At 63.5% G+C, this 20,584-nt stretch carries 23 protein-coding genes; 8 read left to right on the top strand and 15 right to left on the bottom strand.

The window, feature by feature from the left end:
* Positions 1–67: 67 nt before the first annotated feature.
* On the top strand, positions 68–298 hold the full coding sequence (locus CH305_RS16325) for a glucose PTS transporter subunit EIIB (protein WP_032378914.1): 231 nt from the start codon (positions 68–70) through the stop codon (positions 296–298).
* Positions 295–759, top strand: coding sequence for a PTS glucose transporter subunit IIA (locus CH305_RS16320; RefSeq protein ID WP_057477841.1), 465 nt, complete (start codon positions 295–297; stop codon positions 757–759). The genes CH305_RS16325 and CH305_RS16320 overlap by 4 nt, the downstream gene beginning before the upstream one ends.
* Positions 760–761: 2 nt before the next feature.
* On the opposite strand, the gene CH305_RS16315 is transcribed toward CH305_RS16320, so the two are convergent.
* Positions 762–1,505, bottom strand: a complete 744-nt coding sequence (locus tag CH305_RS16315; RefSeq protein ID WP_179278311.1) for a GntR family transcriptional regulator — start codon at positions 1,503–1,505, stop codon at positions 762–764.
* Between the two features lie 170 nt (positions 1,506–1,675).
* On the opposite strand from CH305_RS16315, the gene CH305_RS16310 reads away from it, so the two are divergent.
* Both CH305_RS16310 and CH305_RS16305 read left to right on the top strand, forming a co-directional pair.
* Positions 1,676–2,893, top strand: a complete 1,218-nt coding sequence (locus CH305_RS16310) for a benzoate/H(+) symporter BenE family transporter (protein WP_094704256.1) — start codon at positions 1,676–1,678, stop codon at positions 2,891–2,893.
* A 10-nt stretch (positions 2,894–2,903) separates the two neighbouring features.
* Complete coding sequence (locus CH305_RS16305; protein ID WP_057477839.1) at positions 2,904–3,377, top strand: thioesterase family protein; 474 nt, start codon at positions 2,904–2,906, stop codon at positions 3,375–3,377.
* A gap of 4 nt (positions 3,378–3,381) precedes the next feature.
* Here CH305_RS16305 and CH305_RS16300 read toward each other — a convergent pair whose 3' ends face one another.
* Together CH305_RS16300 and CH305_RS16295 are read right to left on the bottom strand one after the other, a co-directional pair.
* Positions 3,382–4,407, bottom strand: coding sequence for a phosphotransferase family protein (locus CH305_RS16300; protein ID WP_094704255.1), 1,026 nt, complete (start codon positions 4,405–4,407; stop codon positions 3,382–3,384).
* Positions 4,408–4,504: 97 nt separating this feature from the next.
* Complete coding sequence (locus CH305_RS16295) at positions 4,505–4,831, bottom strand: hypothetical protein (protein ID WP_057477837.1); 327 nt, start codon at positions 4,829–4,831, stop codon at positions 4,505–4,507.
* A gap of 582 nt (positions 4,832–5,413) precedes the next feature.
* Here CH305_RS16295 and CH305_RS16290 point away from each other — a divergent pair.
* Positions 5,414–6,127 (top strand): hypothetical protein, encoded by a 714-nt coding sequence (locus tag CH305_RS16290; RefSeq protein ID WP_143545288.1) that lies wholly within the window; start codon positions 5,414–5,416, stop codon positions 6,125–6,127.
* Between the two features lie 52 nt (positions 6,128–6,179).
* Here CH305_RS16290 and CH305_RS16285 read toward each other — a convergent pair whose 3' ends face one another.
* From CH305_RS16285 to CH305_RS16275, 3 genes are read right to left on the bottom strand one after another with little or no spacing between them, the layout of a single operon-like run.
* Entirely contained in the window at positions 6,180–7,601 is a 1,422-nt protein-coding gene (locus CH305_RS16285) for an NAD(P)(+) transhydrogenase (Re/Si-specific) subunit beta (RefSeq protein ID WP_094704252.1), read from the bottom strand.
* Complete coding sequence (locus CH305_RS16280) at positions 7,601–7,924, bottom strand: NAD(P) transhydrogenase subunit alpha (protein WP_057477834.1); 324 nt, start codon at positions 7,922–7,924, stop codon at positions 7,601–7,603. The genes CH305_RS16285 and CH305_RS16280 overlap by 1 nt, the downstream gene beginning before the upstream one ends.
* On the bottom strand, positions 7,924–9,042 hold the full coding sequence (locus CH305_RS16275) for a Re/Si-specific NAD(P)(+) transhydrogenase subunit alpha (protein ID WP_057477833.1): 1,119 nt from the start codon (positions 9,040–9,042) through the stop codon (positions 7,924–7,926). Before CH305_RS16275 ends, CH305_RS16280 begins: the two co-directional genes overlap by 1 nt.
* A gap of 252 nt (positions 9,043–9,294) precedes the next feature.
* Here CH305_RS16275 and CH305_RS16270 point away from each other — a divergent pair, with 252 nt between their 5' ends.
* Both CH305_RS16270 and CH305_RS16265 read left to right on the top strand, forming a co-directional pair.
* Positions 9,295–9,735, top strand: coding sequence for an HIT family protein (locus tag CH305_RS16270; RefSeq protein ID WP_094704251.1), 441 nt, complete (start codon positions 9,295–9,297; stop codon positions 9,733–9,735).
* Positions 9,732–10,376 (top strand): Type 1 glutamine amidotransferase-like domain-containing protein, encoded by a 645-nt coding sequence (locus CH305_RS16265; RefSeq protein WP_094704250.1) that lies wholly within the window; start codon positions 9,732–9,734, stop codon positions 10,374–10,376. The genes CH305_RS16270 and CH305_RS16265 overlap by 4 nt, the downstream gene beginning before the upstream one ends.
* Positions 10,377–10,383: 7 nt before the next feature.
* Here CH305_RS16265 and CH305_RS16260 read toward each other — a convergent pair whose 3' ends face one another.
* Entirely contained in the window at positions 10,384–10,695 is a 312-nt protein-coding gene (locus CH305_RS16260; RefSeq protein ID WP_057477830.1) for a hypothetical protein, read from the bottom strand.
* A gap of 231 nt (positions 10,696–10,926) precedes the next feature.
* Here CH305_RS16260 and CH305_RS16255 point away from each other — a divergent pair, with 231 nt between their 5' ends.
* Positions 10,927–12,309: an FAD-binding oxidoreductase gene (locus CH305_RS16255; protein ID WP_057477829.1), complete on the top strand. Its 1,383-nt coding sequence runs from the start codon at positions 10,927–10,929 to the stop codon at positions 12,307–12,309.
* On the opposite strand, the gene CH305_RS16250 is transcribed toward CH305_RS16255, so the two are convergent.
* Genes CH305_RS16250 through CH305_RS16215 form a run of 8 tightly spaced genes read right to left on the bottom strand, consistent with a single transcriptional unit; the run spans position 12,310 to position 20,513 of the window.
* Positions 12,310–13,620 (bottom strand): aspartate aminotransferase family protein, encoded by a 1,311-nt coding sequence (locus CH305_RS16250; protein ID WP_094704249.1) that lies wholly within the window; start codon positions 13,618–13,620, stop codon positions 12,310–12,312.
* The gene (locus CH305_RS16245; protein WP_218828595.1) at positions 13,621–14,757 is read right to left on the bottom strand and encodes an ABC transporter substrate-binding protein; all 1,137 of its coding nucleotides are present in this window, start codon (positions 14,755–14,757) and stop codon (positions 13,621–13,623) included.
* A gap of 12 nt (positions 14,758–14,769) precedes the next feature.
* Complete coding sequence (locus tag CH305_RS16240) at positions 14,770–15,513, bottom strand: ABC transporter permease (protein ID WP_094704248.1); 744 nt, start codon at positions 15,511–15,513, stop codon at positions 14,770–14,772.
* A complete protein-coding gene (locus CH305_RS16235) occupies positions 15,510–16,289 on the bottom strand; it encodes an ABC transporter ATP-binding protein (protein WP_094704247.1) in 780 nt (259 codons plus the stop codon). Before CH305_RS16235 ends, CH305_RS16240 begins: the two co-directional genes overlap by 4 nt.
* Positions 16,286–17,221: an ABC transporter permease gene (locus CH305_RS16230; RefSeq protein ID WP_094704246.1), complete on the bottom strand. Its 936-nt coding sequence runs from the start codon at positions 17,219–17,221 to the stop codon at positions 16,286–16,288. The genes CH305_RS16235 and CH305_RS16230 overlap by 4 nt, the downstream gene beginning before the upstream one ends.
* Positions 17,218–18,249, bottom strand: coding sequence for a TIGR03842 family LLM class F420-dependent oxidoreductase (locus CH305_RS16225; RefSeq protein ID WP_094704245.1), 1,032 nt, complete (start codon positions 18,247–18,249; stop codon positions 17,218–17,220). The genes CH305_RS16230 and CH305_RS16225 overlap by 4 nt, the downstream gene beginning before the upstream one ends.
* Positions 18,250–18,252: 3 nt before the next feature.
* Positions 18,253–19,674 carry a dihydropyrimidinase gene (gene hydA / locus CH305_RS16220; protein ID WP_057477823.1) on the bottom strand — a complete coding sequence of 474 codons (1,422 nt, stop codon included), beginning with the start codon at positions 19,672–19,674 and terminating at the stop codon, positions 18,253–18,255.
* Complete coding sequence (locus CH305_RS16215) at positions 19,674–20,513, bottom strand: nitrilase-related carbon-nitrogen hydrolase (RefSeq protein ID WP_218828596.1); 840 nt, start codon at positions 20,511–20,513, stop codon at positions 19,674–19,676. The genes hydA and CH305_RS16215 overlap by 1 nt, the downstream gene beginning before the upstream one ends.
* Positions 20,514–20,584: the final 71 nt, after the last annotated feature.

The raw sequence follows: 20,584 nt of genomic DNA, 5'->3' as shown, positions 1-20,584 counted from the left end.
CTCGTGTCAACCCAGACTTGTGATCCAACCGACAGGATCGCAGCCGAGAAGAAAGTAGGAACGCACCATGTCCAAGGCGGACGCGATCGTGAAGGGCCTCGGCGGTGCCGACAACATCGTCGAGATCGAAGCGTGCATCACTCGGCTTCGCACCGAAGTGAAAGACGGCTCGTTGGTCGACGAGGCTGCACTCAAAGCGGCGGGCGCCCACGGGGTGTTCCACAAGGGCACAGCCGTTCAGGTCATCGTCGGCCCCGAAGCGGATACGCTCGCAGAAGACATCGAAGACATTCTGTGAACGACGCCAACCTTGTCCTCAGCCCCGTTGCCGGCCAGGTGATCTCGCTCGCCGACGTGCCCGATCCGGTGTTCTCCGCACAGATGGTGGGTTCCGGTGTTGCACTGCAACCGGCCGCGAGCGACGGTCCCGTCGAGGTTCGTTCTCCGGTCGCAGGCAAAATTCTCAAGCTTCATCCGCACGCGTTCGTGGTCTTCACCGACGACAAGGCGGGTGTACTGGTGCACATCGGTATAGACACCGTGAAGATGAAGGGTGCAGGCTTCGATCTCGTTGCAGCCGAAGGCGATTCGGTGCAGGCAGGCGATCTCGTCGTCACCTACGACCCTGCCGCCATCGCAGCAGCGGGTTACTCCGATGTCGTGCCCGTCGTCCTGATGGATTCGAGACCGGATTCGATCACGAGCGCGTACGTCGGCACCGATGTGTCCACGGGTGATCCGTTGTTCGAGCTGCCCTGATCTCACCGACGCGGCGTGGTGCGTCGCTGCCCTTCCACCTCCATCGACAGTTGGTATCGATCGCATCGATACCAACTCTCGGCGTGCTCGAGCGGCTCGCCGCCGCTGAAGGAGACGCGGTCGAAGTACAACACCGGTGCGCCGCGCTTGGTCCCCAGCAGGGTCGCCGTATCACTATCGGCTGCAGTCGCTTTGACGGTCTGCTCGGCCCGGTCGATCGTCAGGCCGTAGTGATTGCGCACAGCCTCGTAGATCGATCGACTCAGATCGTGATCGATCAGGTCCGGAAGCAGTCCGGCCCGGTACCAACCGTCGTCGACGCTCACCGGCTCGGCATCGGCAAGCCGCAGCCGCTTGATGTGGTAAGTCTGCTCCCCGGCGGCCAGCCCGAGGGCGCGCACCGTTGCCGCGGATGGCTTTTCGAGCCGCGCGAACAACACCACGGTCGTCGGCGTCAATCCTTGTGCACGCATTTCCTCCGAGAACGACGCCAGATGCAGACGAGATTGCACGGTCCGGCTGGCCACGAACGTGCCCTTGCCGCGGACGCGCACCAGATGCCCGTCGTTGACCAGTTGACCGATCGCTTCCCTGACGGTGATACGGCTGACGCCGTAGTCTTCCATCAACTTGCGCTCGCTCGGCATCAAATCGCCCGGTTGGAGCTCCTTGGTGCAGCGGTGCAACAGAATTGCGCGCAGCTGTTCGTGTTTCGGGACCTGACTGTCCCTCAGATGTACGGGCATCACCACTGCGCCGGCCTTTCGATCACTCGCCGGACCAGCGGTACGGACTGGTCCGGTCCAACCGAAGACTACGCGACGTCGGCACCACCTCGACGGTATTCCGCTACCCGAGGAGTATCGCGGACTCGTTCACTGGGAAAGATGCGACCGACCGTGCATGATCGACACTCGTGACCGCTGCCGATTCCGCCTACGGACCGACTCCACTCTCGACTCCCATCAGCGCCGGAATCGTCGCCGCGTTGGTAGGTTTCACGAGCTCGTTCGCCGTCGTGCTGACCGGGTTGCGCGCGGTCGGTGCCAGCCCGGCAGAGGCGGCGTCCGGATTGTCGGCGCTGTGCGTGACGCAGGCACTGGGCATGATGTGGCTGGCCCGCCGATACCGACAGCCCATCACCTTGGCATGGTCGACGCCCGGTGCGGCGCTGCTGGCCGGAACCGGCGTGGTGGCCGGAGGGTGGCCCGCCGCCGTGGGAGCGTTCGTCACGGTCGGCGTCCTGATCGTCCTGACCGGCCTCTGGCCCAGACTGGGCGCGCTGGTCTCGCGCATTCCGGTCCCTCTTGCCCAGGCAATGTTGGCGGGGGTTCTCTTACCCCTGTGCTCGGCTCCGGTGGCCGCCTTCGCCGACTCCCCCGCGCTGATAGCGCCGGTGGCAGTCGTGTGGCTCGTCGTTCTCCGTTTCAGCAGCCGATGGGCAGTGCCGGCAGCGTTCGTTGCCGCGGCTGCGGTCATCGCCGCAGACTTGATCGGCAGCGACACCTCGATCGCGCCGTCCGATCTCGTTCCCGGAATCGACTGGACGGTTCCGCAGTGGACATGGCAGGCCACGATAGGGATCGCCGTACCGCTGTACATCGTCACGATGGCGTCGCAGAACATTCCTGGCGCAACCGTCATGGCATCGTTCGGTTTCCGAATCCCGTGGCGTGCATCGATGACGGTCACCGGAACCGGTACCGTCCTGGGCGCATTCGCCGGTGGTCACACGATCAACCTCGCCGCCATCAGTGCCGCGCTGTCGGCCAATCCCGGCGCACACCCGGACCCGAAGCGGCGATGGATCGCGGCGTTCTCCGCCGGTTGCTCGTATCTCGTGCTCGCACTGTTGGCCACGGCTCTGGCAACTCTGGTGGCCGCTGCACCTGCCGGAGTGGTGGAAACCGTTGCCGGACTGGCCTTGCTGGGAACGCTCGCCGCGTCGTTGTTCGGAGCACTCGAACACCCGTCGGACAGGGAAGCGACCGTTCTGACGTTCCTCGTCGCCGCGTCCGGCCTGACGTTCGCCGGTATCGGATCGGCGTTCTGGGCATTGGTCGTCGGGCTCGTGGTGCGGTCCGTTCTACGTCGGCAGTCCCCGGTGCCCACTACCCCCGAGGACACTGGCTAGTGTCTCGTTCATGACGGATCAGGCGAACGCCACGGCCGAGTTGGAGCATGCATCCGATTTCCCGGCTCTGTGGCCCGTGCCGACCCGGTGGGACGACAACGACCACTACGGCCACGTCAACAACGTCACCTACTACGCGTATTTCGATACTGCCGTCAACGGCTGGTTGATGGAGACGACGGGTGTGGACATCCGGCAACTCCCGGCGATCGGCGTGGTGGCGGAAACCTCGTGTCGTTACCTGTCCGAGTTGAGTTTCCCGGATCGCCTTCAGGTCGGCCTGGCCGTCGAGAAGTTGGGCACCCGCAGCATCGTGTACTCGCTCGCACTGTTCCGGGAAGCCGACGACGATGCGCTGGAACTGGCAGCCCGGGGTCGCTTCGTGCACGTCTACGTCGACGGCGTCACGCGCAGACCTGTCCCCATCCCTCCCGAGATCGAAAGCGCAGCACGCACTCTGGTGATCGGAACCTCGGCGAGCTGACGGTCTACAGGCCGATGTCGTCGGCGGTGTTCACCGCACGGGTGACGATGTCGTCGATGAGCGTCGTGGTGGGACCGCCCGCGATCGCTCTGTTTCTCGAGTCCGCTTCCATGCGGCGCATGACGCCTTCCGCGATGATCGCGAGCTTCCACAACGCCAAAACCTGCCAGAATCCGACGTCGGAGACATCGCGCCCCGTGTGCTGAGCGTACGAGTCGACGAGCTCGGACCTGGTGGGGAATCCGGGCAATGTCGACGCCATGAACGGGCCCGCGACCCCGTCGTCGGCTTGTGGCCAGTAGGCCAGCAGTCCGCCGAGATCTGCCAGCGGATCCCCGAGTGTGCACAGCTCCCAGTCGACGACCGCAGCTACTCGGCCGTCGTCGCGGGCGGTGATGACGTTGCTGAGGTGAAAATCTCCGTGTACCAGGGCCACTTCGTACTGCTCTGGAATGCCGGCCGCGAGTCTGGCTGCGAGAGAATCGATCCCGGGTACGTCCCTGGTGCGCGAGGACTCCCATTGCTTGGTCCATCGGGCGAGCTGACGAGCGGCGTAGGGCTTGTGGCTTGCCAGGTCGTTCAGGCCGGACGACTCGAGATCGACGCGGTGAATGTCGGCGAGCGCTACGGTCAGACCGAGCCCGACTCGGCGACGGTGGTCGATGTCGAGTTGCTCGGCCGCCGCAACCGAATCGACCACAACACCGTCCACGAAACTCATGAGCACCAGAGGAACATCGGAGATCGACGAATCCTCGGTCATTGCAATCATTTTCGGAACCGGCACCGCTGTGTTCTGCAACGCCGACAGAATTCGGTGCTCACGCACCACATCGTGCGCGGAGGCCAGCAGGTGTCCGAGCGGGGGTCGGCGAAGAACCCACGAGGATCCTGCTGCGTCCCGGACCTCGAACGTGAGATTGGACTGCCCGTTTCCGATTCGACGGTAGGTCAGCGGGGACGTCGCGCCGATTCCCAATCCTTCGATCCAGGTCGACACCGCATCTTCGTCCAGTCCCACCGCGCCCATTCAGTGCCCTCATTTCGCTGCGCGACGAAGAATCGTCGACTGCTGTCATCCAATCGGATGATCGTAGCGAAGCGCAGGCCCCTTCGAGGGCAGGGAGTCAGCTGGCGCGTTCGAAGGCCGAGATCAGCGCCGGGGTAGCAATCGCGGCCGCAGGCACCGACGCACCGTGACGCTTGACGGCAATCTCGTCCACTTCACCGACAAGCAAGGCAACCAGCGCATCCGGCTCTGCATTCCACACCGAAGAAATGTTGTGCACCTCGGCCGGGGCGAAGAGTCCGCTGGTGGCCAGCGCATGGATCCACTCGGTCACGGCTTCGGCGGTAGGCTCGGGCATGACGGACCGATCGAGAGAGTCCGCTTGGAACTCGTTGCAAAAGAACGCGCGGACCATATCGAGCTGTCCCTGAGACATTGCGGTCATGTTCTTCTCCTTCGAGTTTCCGGCGTCCGATTCATGGCGAAGTTCACCTTCGACTAGCACCGGATACCGTGTTCAGATCGTTACCGATTTGCGTGTAACAACGAAACACGGTTTTCCGATGCGGCTGAAACTACGCCCTTTTGGTCGGTCTCGCTCCAGGTGAGCCGGACTATGTGACTATCGTCACATACTCGGACCCATCCGATCAACGTCTTGCAACGAAGTCATAGTTCGCGTTACGAAATGCTGTGATCGCGGACAACGAACACGACAATTCCCAGGTAGACGGCCTGAGACCACACCCTTTGCCGACGGCGGCCTTCCACAATCAGGCATAAGACCAGCGAAGTGATGACAATCGGTATCGGACGCCAGGGTTGCTGAAACCCCATAAAACATTCTCACCACCCGCATTGAGGCCCGTTTACCTATCTGCATTGCTACCGGGCGGGTTCCGGCTGGCCCGGGACCCAGAAAGGAAGTCGGAGCGTGTCACTGTGACCGAAACGTTACCGACACCATTCAGCGGGCTCTCGAGTTCCTCACACGCTTCGTTCAGGCTGATCGGGCACTGTGGCCGTCATGTCATCGTCGAGCCTCAAGAGCGGACCGATCCGCAGATCCCATCGAACCGGAAGCACCGCAGCACGGGGTGTTACTTCGGCACATCGGCGTCGTCGAGCCATTGTCACGCGAGCGACAGTGTCGGGCCTGTCCGCAGGCGCGCTACTGGCACTGCTGATCTCTGCACCGCACATGGCATCCCCAGCGTCTGCGGACGTCGCTCCCGTCGCAGCACTGGCCATCGCCGCGCTCGGTGCCATCGACGTGACGACGGTGTTGATTGCCGTCGCCGTCCTCGCCGCGGTAGCGGTGCTACGAAAACTGCCGTACGGGATCGGGGTGGTGATCGCCTGCACCATCGGGTCGGTGGTGACCGGCGAACTCGCTCGTGAATTCGCCGGATCGTCCGTAACGCCTACCGGGCTTCCTCACGGCCAGCTCGTCGCCACGACGGCATTGCTCGGTGCCGCATCCATGGTGGCGTCCTCGGCGTGGCGACCCGTGGTCCTCGGTCTGGGCACCACCGCGACGCTTGCGGTGGCAGCGGCAGCCCTGATCACCGGTTCCGCATCGATCGTCGGGATCGCAAGCGCATTGCTGGTCGTCTTCATGTGGTGGCCCGCATGCTCGATCGTCATGCTCTACTCCCCCGATGCCGCTGCCCGCGAAGCGCGCAACCCGTTGGATACGGCGGCCATGGCCGTCCAACGCAAAATGGGACGCTTCCGTTGACATCGAGAATCGATGCCGGAAGCGTCCCACCCGCTGGGAGCGAAGGTCGTGACTAGAGAGCCTTGAGCTCCTCGGTCACTTCGGAGACCGACTTCTTCGCGTCACCGAACAACATCGACGTGCCCTCGGCGAAGAACAGAGGGTTCTCGATGCCCGCGAACCCCGACGACATCGATCGCTTGAGGACAATGACGGACTTCGACTGATCGACGTTCAAAATCGGCATCCCGTGAATAGGGCTCGACGGGTCGTTGCGCGCCGCAGGGTTGGTCACGTCGTTCGCGCCGATGACCAACGTGACGTCGGTACGCGAGAACTCGTCGTTGATGTCGTCCATTTCCTTCATCGCGTCGTACGCGACGTCGGCCTCGGCGAGCAACACGTTCATGTGCCCCGGCATACGACCGGCGACGGGGTGAATGGCGTACTTGACCTCGACGCCCTTCGACTCGAGCAACTTGGCCATGTCCTTGACCGCATGCTGCGCTTGCGCAACAGCCAGACCGTATCCGGGCACGACGATGACCTGGTTGGCGTAGGCCATCTGGATCGCCGCGTCGGCCGCGGACGTTGCTTTGACCGTTCCGCCGCTGGCACCGGCCGGCCCGGCAGCTGCATCGCCGCCGCCGAATCCACCGGCGACGATCGCCGGGATGGAACGGTTCATCGCCTTGGCCATGAGGTTGGTCAGGATCGTGCCGGACGCACCGACGATCATTCCCGCGACGATCATCGCCGTGTTGTTCAGCGCCAAACCGGCGGCCGCTGCCGACAAGCCCGTCAGAGCGTTGAGCAGCGAGATGACCACCGGCATGTCTGCGCCGCCGATCGGCAGCACCACCGTCAGACCGAGGATGCCCGCCAGCACCAGAACTGCGACGATCCACCACTGCGATACTCCGCCGCCCGGGGTCGCGTTGATGCCGATGACCACCGCAGCGGCGACGGCACCGATGAGCAGCAGGGCATTGAGCGGCTGCTGCAACTTGCCGATGGTGATCGGCGAGCCGGGCAGAGTCTCCTGCAGCTTGAGGAATGCGATGAGCGAGCCCCAGAACGAGATCGAACCGATGATCGCCGCGAACAATGAACCGATGACGATATGTACGGTCGGCGACTCACCGTGGTTGAAGTTCGAGAACCCGGACGTGTCCAGGAATTCGGCCCACGCGATCAACGCGACCGTGCCGCCGCCGACGCCGTTGAACAGCGCAACCAGCTGCGGCATAGCGGTCATCTTCACCTTGCGTGCCGGCGGGATTCCGAGCGCGACGCCGACGACGAGTCCGACGATGATCAGGATCCAGTTCTCGGTGTCACGAATGGAGATCAGCGTCGCCACGACGGCGACGAACATGCCGACAGCGGCGATCTGGTTGCCACGCACGGCTGTCTTCGGTCCGGTCAGACCCATCAACCCGTAGATGAACATGCCGAAGGCGACGATGTAGAGAATGTTGACGAGATTATCCATCAGGAGTCAGCCCCCTTCTCGATCTTGGCGGGGACGGGCTTGGACTTGAACATGCCGAGCATGCGGTCGGTGACCACGAAGCCACCGATGACGTTGACCGTTCCGAATACCAGCGCGACGAACAGAATGACCTGCAGGCCGATCGAGGGATCCTCGACCTTTCCGAGTACGACGAGCGCACCGAGCACGACGATGCCGTGGATGGCGTTGGTTCCCGACATCAGTGGGGTGTGCAAGGTGTTGGGCACCTTGGAGATCACCGCGAAGCCGACGAACCCGGACAGCACCAGGATCGCGATGTTCGCGAGCAGCGGGGTGTACATCAGTTCTCCTTCTCACGTGTCACGCAGGCACCGGCAAGGACCTCGTCCGAAAAATCGGGGGCGAGCGTGCCGTCGACCAACATGAGTTCGAGCAATGCCGAGATGTTCTTCGAGTACAGCTCGCTGGCGTGCTCGGGCATCGAGGCCGGGAGGTTCAACGGGGAGCAGATGGTGACGTCGTGCTTGACGACGGTCTGGCCGGGCTCGGTGAGCTCACAGTTTCCGCCCGTCTCGCCGGCAAGGTCGACCACGACACTGCCGGGCTTCATCCCTTCGACAGCCGCGGCGGTGACCAGCCGGGGCGCGGGGCGCCCGGGCACCAGTGCGGTGGTGATGACCACGTCGAAGCCCTTGATGGCTTCTTCGAGGGCCTTCTGTTGCTGAGCACGCTCGTCGTCGGTCAGCTCTCGTGCGTATCCACCCTCACCGGCTGCGTCGATCCCCAGATCGAGCCACTGTGCGCCGACGGATCGAACCTGGTCGGCAACCTCGGGACGCACGTCGTATCCGGTCGGTCGACCGCCGAGACGCTTGGCGGTGGCCAACGCTTGCAGACCCGCCACCCCGACTCCGAGAACCAGCACGGTCGCGGGCTTCACAGTGCCCGCGGCGGTGGTCAACATCGGGAAGAATCTGGTCGATTCCGAGGCGGCCAGCAGCACGGACTTGTAGCCGGCCACGTTGGCCTGCGAGGACAGTGCGTCCATCACCTGGGCGCGCGAGATACGCGGAATAGCTTCGACGGCGAACGCCTGCACTCCTGCAGCCTTCAATGCGCCGATGCTGTTCTCCGCGTTACGCGGTGCCAGGAATCCGATGAGCGTCGAACCCGACGTCAGCTTGGCGATCTCGGCATCGGACGGCGGCGCGACCTTGACCACGACGTCCGCCGACCATGGATCACCGATCGTCGCACCGGCGGCGACGTACAGCTCGTCCGGAATCAGAGCGCCGAGACCGGCACCCGATTCGACGACGATCTCGACGCCCTTTCCCGTCAGGGACGCAACGATCTTGGGCACCAGAGCGACACGGCGCTCGCCCTCCCCCGATTCCCGAACCACACCGACGACCGTCGTGGATCCCGAACCCTTCTCCGTGCTCTGCGATGTATCCAAATCTCCGTCTTCCTGCGTTGAATGGTGCCCACATGTCGGCCAACGGCCCCGAACTTGCGACGAGTGGACGAACCCATGCGACAAGGCACAAGGTCCCTGATAGTAGCCAGAGGAAACAGACCGCGGGTACCCGGAACACTGTCCGATTCGTTCTGAATCGAGTCCGTTCGACATTTCCCGGCGACGGGACGCGCATTTGTGTTGCACGCCACACAGGCCTATCGCTGATGATCGGACCCTACAGTGACACCCGTGGAATCTTGCATCTTCTGTGCGATCGTTGCCGGCGACGCCCCCGCCCACCGAGTGTTCGAGAACGACCACACCGTCGCCTTTCTCGACATTCGACCGATCAGTCGCGGACACCTCCTCGTCGTTCCGCGCGAGCACACCACCGATCTGAACTCGAGCCATCCAGATGCGGCCGCCGAGGTGTTTCGCGTCGGACACACCCTGGCGCGCGCGGTGCGCCACTCGGACCTGCGCGCCGACGGAGCCAATCTGGTGATCAACGACGGCAAGGCTGCCTTTCAGACGGTATTTCACCTGCATCTGCACGTCGTACCGCGATGGCACCGTGATCGGCTGCGGTTCGCTGCCGGTTTTGTGGCTCGTCGCCTACGTGAGCCCGATCGTGTCGCGGACGCCGTTCGTGTCGGGCTGACTCGGCTGAGAGAAGAACCGACGACGTGAAACTCTTCCTGTCGTCATACCGATTCGGCGGTCACTCCGACGAATTCGTCCAACTCACCGGGCCGCCCTCCGATCTCGCCGTCATCGCGAACGCGTCGGACGCGTGGCCCGCCGCGGCGCGCGATTCCTCGCTCCGCAGCGAGTTCGGTCCGTTGCGCGCTCTCGGATATCGACCGGCGGAGGTGGATCTACGCGACTACGTCGGTAAGCCGGCAGCGTTCGAGCGAGTCCTCGACGGATTCGGTGCTGTATGGGTTCGCGGCGGCAACACGTTCGTCCTGCGCGCCCAGCTCACCCGCTCCGGTGCCGACGAAATTCTGAGCGAGCGTGTGCGAGGAAACTCCATCGCCTACGGCGGTTACAGCGCGGGTGCGTGTGTGGCGGCTCCGTCGTTGGTCGGAGTCGAGGATGCAGACGATCCCGCCGAGGTCCGACCCACTACCGGTATCGAGACGGTATGGGACGGACTGAATCTGGTGGACTTCTCGATCGTGCCCCACCTGAATTCCGTTCTGGACGAGAATGATTCGGGATGGGCTACCCTGCAGCGCCTCCGCCGTGACGGCGTTCGCTGTCACGGCTTGACCGACGAACAGGCCATCGTCGTCGATGATTCGGGCCCTCGAATTCTGGGTGGTTGAACGGCGATCAACCCAGGCGGGCGAGTGGAGCGAGCCGGTCGAGCGACGACCACGCCAGTGAGCATCGTCGAGCGGTCATCTCGTCCGCGTCCAGGACGAGCATGTCGAACAACTGGCGCGGTGCCGCTCGCCACGAGTCCGCGATGTGCGACACGGTGGCCTTCTCGAACATCCCGGAGTGCGCCAAGGCCTGCACCCACTCGTCGATGTCACCTCGATGGATCCGCTCGATGGTGTCGTATTCGACACCACCACCGAGGAATTCGTACGAGAACATCGCCGCCACGTAGTTCCAGGAGTCACTTCCGGGATCGATCATGGTGCAGCCTCCTTGTCGACTCGCGTCACATGGGGCGCGAGATTCGCTGTGGTGGACGCTAGCGTGGCGAACTACAAGATTGCGTGTCGACGACGCATCGATCTGGTAACGCCTGAGGCTGGTGTTACTTATGTGACTCGGCAGGCGCGACGGCGTCCCTCGTCCGCGCCCCACTCTCGGTCGTGGCAGACTCGAGTGGCGACGGTCACATTTCGACGTGAGGAGAACCGGATGTCGGTGACGACGGATGCAGATGCCCGCCTGACCGAACTCGAATCCCTACTTCCTGCCGGTGCCATGGTCACCGACCCGGACATCACCGAGGGATACCGACGCGATTGGGCCAAGGATCCCGACGCCGGCACCCCGCTGGCGGTGGTTCGCGCACAGTCCACCGAGGACGTTCGTGCCGTCATGCGCTGGGCCACCGAACACAACGTGGCGGTGGTTCCCCGCGGCGCCGGGTCGGGATTGTCCGGCGGTGCCACTGCCGTCGACGGCGGAATCGTGCTCACCACGGAACTGATGCGCGAGATCACCGTCGATCCGGTGACCCGTATCGCCGTCGTACAACCCGGACTGCTCAACGTCGAGGTCAAGAAGGCGGTGGCCGAGCACGGCCTGTGGTACCCGCCGGATCCCTCGTCGTTCGAGATGTGTTCCATCGGCGGCAATGCGGCCACCAACGCCGGCGGACTGTGCTGCGTGAAGTACGGCGTCACCACCGACTACGTTCTCGGGCTCGAGGTCGTCCTCGCCGACGGGACTGCCGTCCGACTCGGCGGTCCACGTCTGAAAGATGTTGCCGGACTGTCTCTTGCGAAGCTCTTCGTCGGATCCGAGGGCACGCTGGGCATCATCACCGAGATCACTCTTCGATTGATCCCTGCGCAACCTCCGGCCAGCACCGTGGTCGCCTCGTTCGCCTCCGTGCACGATGCGACGACTGCGATTCTGGCCATCACCCGAACCTTGCGGCCGTCGATGCTCGAGTTCATGGACCGCGCGTCCATCGGTGCCGTCGAAGATGCCATGAACATGGGACTCGACCGCGAGGCAGCAGCGATGCTCATTGCTCGGTCCGACTCCCCCGGTGCCGACCGTGGGCGCGAGATCGAGATCATGGCGGCCGCGTGCACCGAGGCCGGTGCCTCGGATGTCTTCACCACCGACGACCCCGACGAGGGCGAAGCATTTGCTGCCGCACGGCGATTCGCGATTCCTGCGGTCGAACGACTCGGCAGCCTGCTGCTCGAGGACGTCGGAGTACCACTGCCCGCGCTCCCCGCACTGGTCGACGGAATAGCCGAGCTGTCCGTGAAGTACGACGTTCTGGTGGCCGTCATCGCTCATGCCGGCGACGGCAACACCCATCCGCTGATCGTGTTCGACCCCGAGGACGCCGACATGACCCGCCGAGCCAATGTCGCGTTCGGAGCGATCATGGATCTCGCAATCTCGTTGGGCGGCACCATCACCGGAGAACACGGCGTCGGTCGTCTCAAGAAGGCCTGGCTGCCCGATCAGGTCGGAGAAGACGTCATGGAACTGACCCGACGGATCAAGACCGCTCTCGATCCGGCGGGCATCCTCAACCCCGGTGCTGTGTTGTGATCATCCGTCGACGGTGAACCCGTCCGCCACCGTCAGCACCTCGTCGAGGATTTCCAGTCCCTGACGAATCTCGTCCTCGGACGTCGTCAGCGGCGGTGCGATCTGAAGTCGATTTCCGGCGACGAAGGGCCACAGTCCGCGTGACTTCGCTGCGGCGGTCACCGTTCCCATTGCCGCCGCATCCTTGCCCGATGCGGCGAAGGGCACCAGCGGCTCTCGGGTCGTGCCGTCCTTGACCAGTTCGACGGCCCAGAAGAATCCCTTGCCGCGCACCTCGCCCACACTCGGATGCGATTCGGCCAGCTTGGACAGGCCCGCTCCGAGTACGTCCTCGCCGACGTGCCGCACGTGCGGAAGGATCTTGTCGCGCTCGAACACCCCGATGGACGCGACGCCCGCGGCGCACCCGAGGACGTGGCCGGAGTAGGTCAATCCGCCCGGATAGGCTTTGTGGTCGAACTGCGAGGCGATCTTCTCCGAGATCACGACTCCGCCGAGGGGTACGTATCCGGAGTTGACGCCCTTGGCGAACGTGATCAGATCCGGTGTCACATCCCAGGCCTGGCATGCGAACCATTCGCCGATTCGCCCGAACCCGACCATCACTTCGTCGGCGATGTAGACGATCCCGTACTTGTCGCACAGCGCCCGAACGCCGGCCAGATATCCGGGCGGCGGGATCAGCACACCGTTGGTGCCGATGACCGATTCGAGAATGAGTCCGGCGATGTTCTGCGCACCTTCCAGCACGATGACCTGTTCGAGATGTGCCAGTGCTGCGGCCGTCTCGTCCTCGGGAGTCGTTGTGCCCCAGGGTGACCGGTAAGGGTACGGCCCGAAGAAGCGTACGACGTCGACGTTGGTCGGCTCGGTGCCCCATCGCCTCGGTTCGCCGGTGAGACCGATCGCAACTCCGGTTCCGCCGTGGTACGAGCGGTACGCGGCCAGCATCTTCGTGCGTCCGGTGTGCTGACGCGCCAGCCGCACTGCATGCTCGACGGCTTCGGCACCACCCGTCGTGAAGAACACTCGGTTCAGATCACCCGGGGCCCGCTCGGCGATCAACGCGGCCAGTTCACTGCGCTTGTTGTTGGCCACGGTCGGGGAAATCGTGGTCAGCACCTGCGCCTGCTCGACGATGGCGGCCACGACGTCGGGGTGTTGATGGCCGAGATTGACGTTGACCAGCTGTGACGAGAAGTCCAGGTATCGGTTGCCCTTGTCGTCCCAGAACCACGACCCCTCGGCACCCTCGACGGTGATCGGGTTCAGTTCGGCCTGCGCCGACCAGGAGTAGAACACGTGATCCATCTACTTGCCGCCTTCCTCCAGTGTGACCTCCATCGGAGCGTACGACTCTCCGGTGACGTCCACTCCGTCGGCCTTCAACAAATCCAATGCCTTGCCGACATACTCGTTGGTGTAGGCCTCGGCATCGGGATCAGCGGTGAGCACGGTCGAGCCCTCGGCGTTCTTCGTGGTCTTCGCGATGTCCACGGTTTGCTGCCAGGCGGCCTCGTCGATCATCCCGATGCCCTCACTCGACGGCCAGATCAATTTGTTGACTTCGTTGACCTGCCAGAGCTGATGGCTCGCGCCGAGTGTGGAGCCGGCAGCGACAGTGATGTCGCGGCACTTCTCGACGTTGTCTCGGCAGAAGATCCAGCCCTTCAGCGATGCCGCCAGGAATTTGACGGTCTGATCCTGGTACGCCTCGTCGGAGAGCTTGTCCGTATTGGCCCAGATCGCGTCCTGCAACATGGCGACACCGTCGTCGTTCCAGTTCAGCGAGCTGAAGTCGTCCGCGGTGTACAAGGCGCCGGTCGCGGGGTTCACCGTCTCGAGCAGCTGCGCGTACTCGTTGTACGACATGGCCTGTGCGGCAGCGATATCGCCGGACAGCAGCCCGTTCATGTCGAACTGCTGCTGCACCAACGTCACGTCGGATGGGCTCACTCCTGCTCGAGTCATGCCGGCGAACAACTCGAATTCGTTGCCGTAGCCCCAGTTTCCGACAGTCTTGCCGCGAAGGTCGGCGGGTGAGGCAATGTTCTGATCCTTGAACGAGACCTGCAATGTTCCGGATTTCTGGTAGATCTGAGCGACGTCGGTGATGCCCGCCCCGGCCTCGCGGGAGGCGAGCGCTTTCGGCACCCACGCGACGGCATAATCGGCCTGTCCCTGCGCCAGCACGGTCTGCGGAACGATATCCGTTCCGCCGTCCAATATTTCGACGTCCAGTCCCTGCTCGGTGTAGAAGCCTTGGTCGACGGCCGCCAGATAGCCCGCGAACTGGCCCTGTTTGAACCACTGCAATTGCAACTTGATCGGGGTGTTCCCGTCGCCACCGGTCTCGGTTTCGGTCGTGGTGGTGCTGCAGGCCGAGGCGACTACCGCCAGTGCCATGACGACGGCCAGCAGGCGTCGGGGGGTTCGAGTGATCTTCACGTTCGACTTCTCCTAGGTACGACGGCGGGACACGAGCTTCTCGAGCAAGAGAACGACCAGAAAGAAGAGCAACCCGACTGCGATGGCACCCACGACGTAGGCCCATGCCCGGGGGTAGGCGGTGTTCGCCGCGGCGGAGGTGATCCGCGACCCCAAACCGTTCTGCAATCCACCGAAGTACTCGCAGATGATGGCTGCAATGACAGCATTCGGAGCCGCAACCCGCAACCCGGTGAAGATGTGTGGCACCGCGGACGGAAGACGAACGATGCGCGTGAACTGCCAGCCGCCGACCGCATACGAGGTCATCAGGTCGTGATGCACCGGCGACACCTGTCGGAGTCCTTTTGCCGCACTGACGAAGACCGGGAAGAACACGACAATGGTCACGACGAGGCGGCGCGGTAGGTCGGTGGTCGAGGAGAACATCGAGTTGAACACCGGAGCGAGGGCCACGATGGGAACCGCAGCGGCACCCGCCGCCAGCGGGGTGAGAAGCTCGTCGACGATCCTGAGGCGAACGGCCACCATCGCGGCGAGAAGACCGAGGACCGATCCCGCGATCAACCCCACCAATGCATTGGTTCCGGTTGCCACACTTGCCGATCCGATGTTGCCGACGTTACGAGCGAACTGTTCGGCAATCGCACTCGGTGAGGGAAGGAGGAACGACGGTACCCCGGCGACGACGGTCAGCAGCTGCCACAATCCGAGCAGGACCATGCCGAACACCACCGGCGGCAGCCAGACTCTCATCGGAGATCCGCACCGCGAACGACGCGCCCGTGCAGTGCATCCCGAACCGAGGTGATGGCGGAGAAGAATTCCGTGGACTCGCGTGGGTCCCCGACGGAGTCGAACGTGCCGATCGTGAGCGTGTCCACGATCCTCCCCGGCCGGGGCGACATCACGACCACTCGGTCGGACAGATACACCGCTTCGGGAATGGAGTGGGTCACGAAGACCACTGCTGCGCTCGACTCCTCGGCTATGCGCAACAGGTCGTTCTGCATCTTTTCGCGCGTCATCTCGTCGAGTGCGCCGAACGGTTCGTCCATCAGCAACAGTCCCGGCGTTCGGGCCAGAGCACGTGCGATCGCTACTCGTTGCTGCATACCACCGGACAGCTGGCTGGGATAGCGCTCGGCAAAATCGGTGAGTCCCACGAGTTCGAGCAGTTCACGTACCCGTTCCGCGCGTTCTCGTTTCGCCACCTTGTGCAGCTCGAGCGGCAACGCAACGTTCGACTGCACCGTTCGCCAATCGAGTAGCCCTGCCTGTTGAAATGCGATGCCGTACTTCTGTTCGACGCGAGCTTGCGGCGCCGTCAGACCGAACACCGACACCGCACCGGAGGTGGGTTGCTCGAGATCTGCGATGATGCGAAGCAGCGTCGACTTGCCGCAGCCGGAAGGGCCGATCAGAGATACGAATTCGCCGGGAGCGATCGACAGCGACACATCGTCCAGCGCGGTCACTCCCCCATCGAACGTCTTGCCGACGCTCTCGACCTGAACAGCATGCACGGTCATGAATCCGCCCTTCGAGCAGGAGTACGGCCCGCATATCGGCCGAGAGCGATATCGAGCAGGGCCACCAATCCGGTCACCACGAGCCCGAGTACCGCGGCACCGAGAACGGCTGCGTACAGACGAGACGCGTCGCCTGTCGCCTGTTGCGAGAACACGATGATCTGCCTACCGATACCGCCGGTGGTTCCGGTCGAGATCTCGGCAACGACAGCACCGATCACAGCGGCTGCGGCAGCCAGCCGCAGCGACGGGATCAGGTGCGGCACCGAGGCCGGGAGCCGTAGCCGCACAAGTGTGGTCCACCATCCGGCCGCGTAGCTGTGCATCAGATCCAGCGATGCCCGGTCGGGTGCACGTAGGCCGCGCAGCATCCCCACTGCCACCGGGAAGAACGCGAGGTACGACGCGATGACGGTGATGCTCATCCACGGCTGCCAGGAGTACCCGGCGATGGCGATCTTTCCTCCCCAGCCGGCGATGAGCGGTGCCAGTGCAATGAGCGGCACCGTCTGCGAGACGATCACGTAGGGCAACACCGACCGCTCCACCCACACGAATCGTTGCATGGCGACAGCCAGCACCAGTCCGACCGACGCGCCCAAAACGAATCCGAGCACCGCAAGCCCGAACGTGAACAATCCACTGGAGACGATCGCCGCGCCGACACTGCGTGCCCCGGCAACGTTCACCTCCGGCTCGGTCAACGCAGCCAACACCGACCACACATGCGGCAGAGCGCCGTCGTCGGTGCGCGGCAACACCCGCACACTCCCGACACTCACGCCGTTTTCGGGGACGAGCACTTTCACCAGCTCCCACAACACCAGCAACAACACGACCGCAGCCACCGCCATGACCGGACGACGAAGTCCTCGCGACGAGCGGGCGGGAGTAGGAGCTACCACCGCCGCCTGATCGAGAACACCGGTCACGACGTAGCCGTGACGGACGTGCGGATCTGCGGAATGATGCTCTCTCCGTACGCTTCCAGCGTCGCGGCCTTGGCGTCGTGCTGGAGATAGACAGAGAACTGGTCGACGCCCAGTGCCTCCAGCTCTTTCAGTTTGGCGATGTGCTCGGCCGGTGTGCCGAGTATGCAGAACCTGTCGATCACCTCGTTCGGAACGAATTCTGCGTGCGAGTTCCCTGCTCGGCCGTGCTCGTTGTAGTCGTACCCGGTACGTGTTGCGATGTAGTCGGTGAGTGCCTGCGGCACCCCGCCGCCATCGCCGCCGTAGCGCGCGACGATATCTGCGACGTGGTTGCCGACCATCCCGCCGAACCAACGGCATTGGTCCCGTGCGTGTTCGAGGCCGGCCTCGGTACCGTCGGTGACATAGGCGGGAGCGGCCACACAGATCGAGATCGAATCCGGATCGCGACCCGCCTCCTCGGCCGCAGCACGCACTCGGCCGATCGTCCAGGCAGCAATATCCGGATCGGCCAACTGCAGGATGAAGCCGTCCGCTACCTGCCCGGTGAGCTCGAGGGCTTTGGGTCCGTACGCCGCGACCCACACCTCGAGCTTCGAGTGCTCTGCCCACGGGAACTGCACTGTCGTCTCACCGACTCGGGCGCTACGCCCGTTCGCGAGACTGCCGATCACCTCGATCGACTCACGAAGCGCCGCAAGCGTTGTCGGCTTACCACCGAGAGCGCGGACCGCGGAATCTCCACGCCCGATGCCGCAGACGGTGCGATTGCCGAACATGTCGTTGAGCGTCGCGAATGTCGATGCCGTCACCGTCCAATCGCGGGTAGCCGGATTGGTGACCATCGGACCCACCGTCACGCGCCTGGTCGCGGCCAGAATCTGGCTGTAGATGACGTACGGCTCCTGCCACAGCAGATGCGAATCGAAGGTCCATACGTGCGAGAAGCCATGTGTCTCGGCCTGTCTGGCCAGATCGATCACACGGGACGCCGGCGGATTGCACTGCAGCACTACCCCGATGTCCATGGCTCAGATCAGATTCTGCGACAGGTCGCGTCGGACGAAGCTGCCGTGTCCTGCAGTGCCGGAGTAAGATCCGCCGTCGACGATCACCCGCCCGCGAGACATCACGGTGTCGACGTGCCCGTCGATCTCGAAACCCTCGTACGCGGAGTAGTCCATGTTCATGTGATGGGTCTTGTCCACTCCGATGCTGGTGTGCCCGTTCGGATCGTAGATCACGATGTCGGCATCGGCTCCGGGGCTGATGACGCCCTTCTTCGGGTACATGCCGAACATCCGGGCCGGGGTGGTGCAACAGACATCCACCCACTTCTCGAGGGTGATCTTTCCGCTCTTCACCCCTTGGAACATCAAATCGATCCGATGCTCCACCGACCCGATTCCGTTGGGAATCTTGGAGAAGTCGCCGATACCCATCTCCTTCTGGTCCTTCATACAGAACGGGCAATGATCGGTACTGACGGTTGCGACGTCACCGGTGCGCAGGTAACGCCACAGTTCGTCCTGATGCCCCTCGGCCCGCGACCGCAGAGGCGTCGAGCACACCCATTTGGCCCCCTCGAAACCCGGCGCACCGAGCTGTTCTTCGAGCGACAGATAGAGATACTGCGGACACGTTTCGGCAAACACGTTCTGCCCGTTGCCCCGAGCCTGCGCAATCTGCTCGAGCGCCTGCTTGGCGGATACGTGCACCACATACAGCGGCGCGCCGGTGACGTCGGCCAGCATGATGGCTCGGTGCGTCGCCTCCTCCTCGAGCTGCCACGGACGCGACGTCCCGTGGAAGTACGGGGCCGTGTCTCCGCGTGCGATCGACTGCGCCACGAGAACGTCGATGGCAATGCCGTTCTCCGCGTGCATCATCAGCAACGCACCTGTTTCGGCCGCCGACTGCATGGCGCGCAGAATCTTGCCGTCGTCGGAGTAGAAGACGCCCGGGTAGGCCATGAAGAGTTTGAAGCTGGTGACACCCTCGGAGACCAACTCGCTCATGGCTTTCAGGGAATCGTCGGTGACGTCGCCGATGATCTGATGAAACCCGTAGTCGACGGCGCACTTCCCTGCCGCTTTCTCGTGCCACTGTGCCAATGTGTCCTGTACTCGCTGGCCGGGAGTCTGAATCGCGAAGTCCACGATGGTCGTCGTACCGCCCCAGGCTGCCGCGCGCGTTCCGGTCTCGAAGGTGTCGGAGGCGAAAGTGCCACCGAACGGCATCTCCATGTGGGTGTGTCCGTCGACGCCGCCCGGAATCACGTACTTCCCGGTGGCGTCGATGACGACGTCTGCCGAGGTCTTCAAGTCTGCGGCCAGTGACACCGAGCCCGGTGCTAATACTGCGACGATGGTTTCACCGTCGATGAGCACATCCAATTCCTGTGCGCCGGTGGTGGATACCACGGTTCCACCGTGCACGAAGGTGGTGGCCATCAGGGTTGCACCAGCGGGCCGTAGGCGTCGGGTCTGCGGTCACGATAGAAGGCCCATCGGTCACGGACCACCTTGATCAAGTCCATGTCCAGATCTCGAACGACGATCTCGGGCTCGGAATCCGACGCCACCTCGCCGACGAATTTGCCCTCGGGGTCCACGAAGTAGCTGGTCCCGTAGAAATCGTCGTCTCCGTATTCGGATTCGATTCCGACCCGGTTGATCGCGCCCACGTAGTACTCGTTCGCGACGGCAGATGCGGGTTGCTCGAGCTTCCACAGGTAGTTCGACAGGCCGCGCGAGGTAGCCGAGGGGTTGAAGACGATCTCCGCGCCGGCAAGACCCAACGCACGCCAACCTTCGGGAAAGTGCCGGTCGTAGCAGATGTACACCCCGATTCGACCGACCGCGGTGTCGAACACCGGCCATCCCAGGTTGCCGGGTCGAAAGTAGAACTTCTCCCAGAATCCGTTGACATGGGGAATATGGTGCTTTCGATACTTGCCGAGATAGGTGCCGTCGGCGTCGACCACGGCGGCGGTGTTGTAGAGAAGGCCCGGCTGCTCCTGCTCGTACACCGGCAGAATCATCACGATGCCCAGCTCTTTCGCCAATGCGGCAAAACGATCGACGGTGGGCCCGGGTACCGATTCGGCGTATTCGTAGAATTTTGCGTCCTGCAATTGGCAGAAGTACGGACCGTAGAAAAGTTCCTGGAAACAAACGACTTTTGCGCCCTGCTCGGCGGCGGACCGAGCAAACCCCTCGTGCGCCGCGATCATCGATTCTTTGTCACCGGTCCACTTGCTTTGGACCAGTGCAGCTCGAACTGTGGGCATCATTGGCACTCCATCTCTCGCTGGCTTGCACCCTCGAGAATATTTTGCGCCGTGTTACGGGATCGTTCGTC

Source organism: Rhodococcus sp. 15-649-2-2, from assembly GCF_002258645.1.
In the GTDB taxonomy this organism is placed as follows: Bacteria; Actinomycetota; Actinomycetes; order Mycobacteriales; family Mycobacteriaceae; genus Rhodococcoides.
This window is presented reverse-complemented; position numbering and strand designations above follow the sequence as displayed.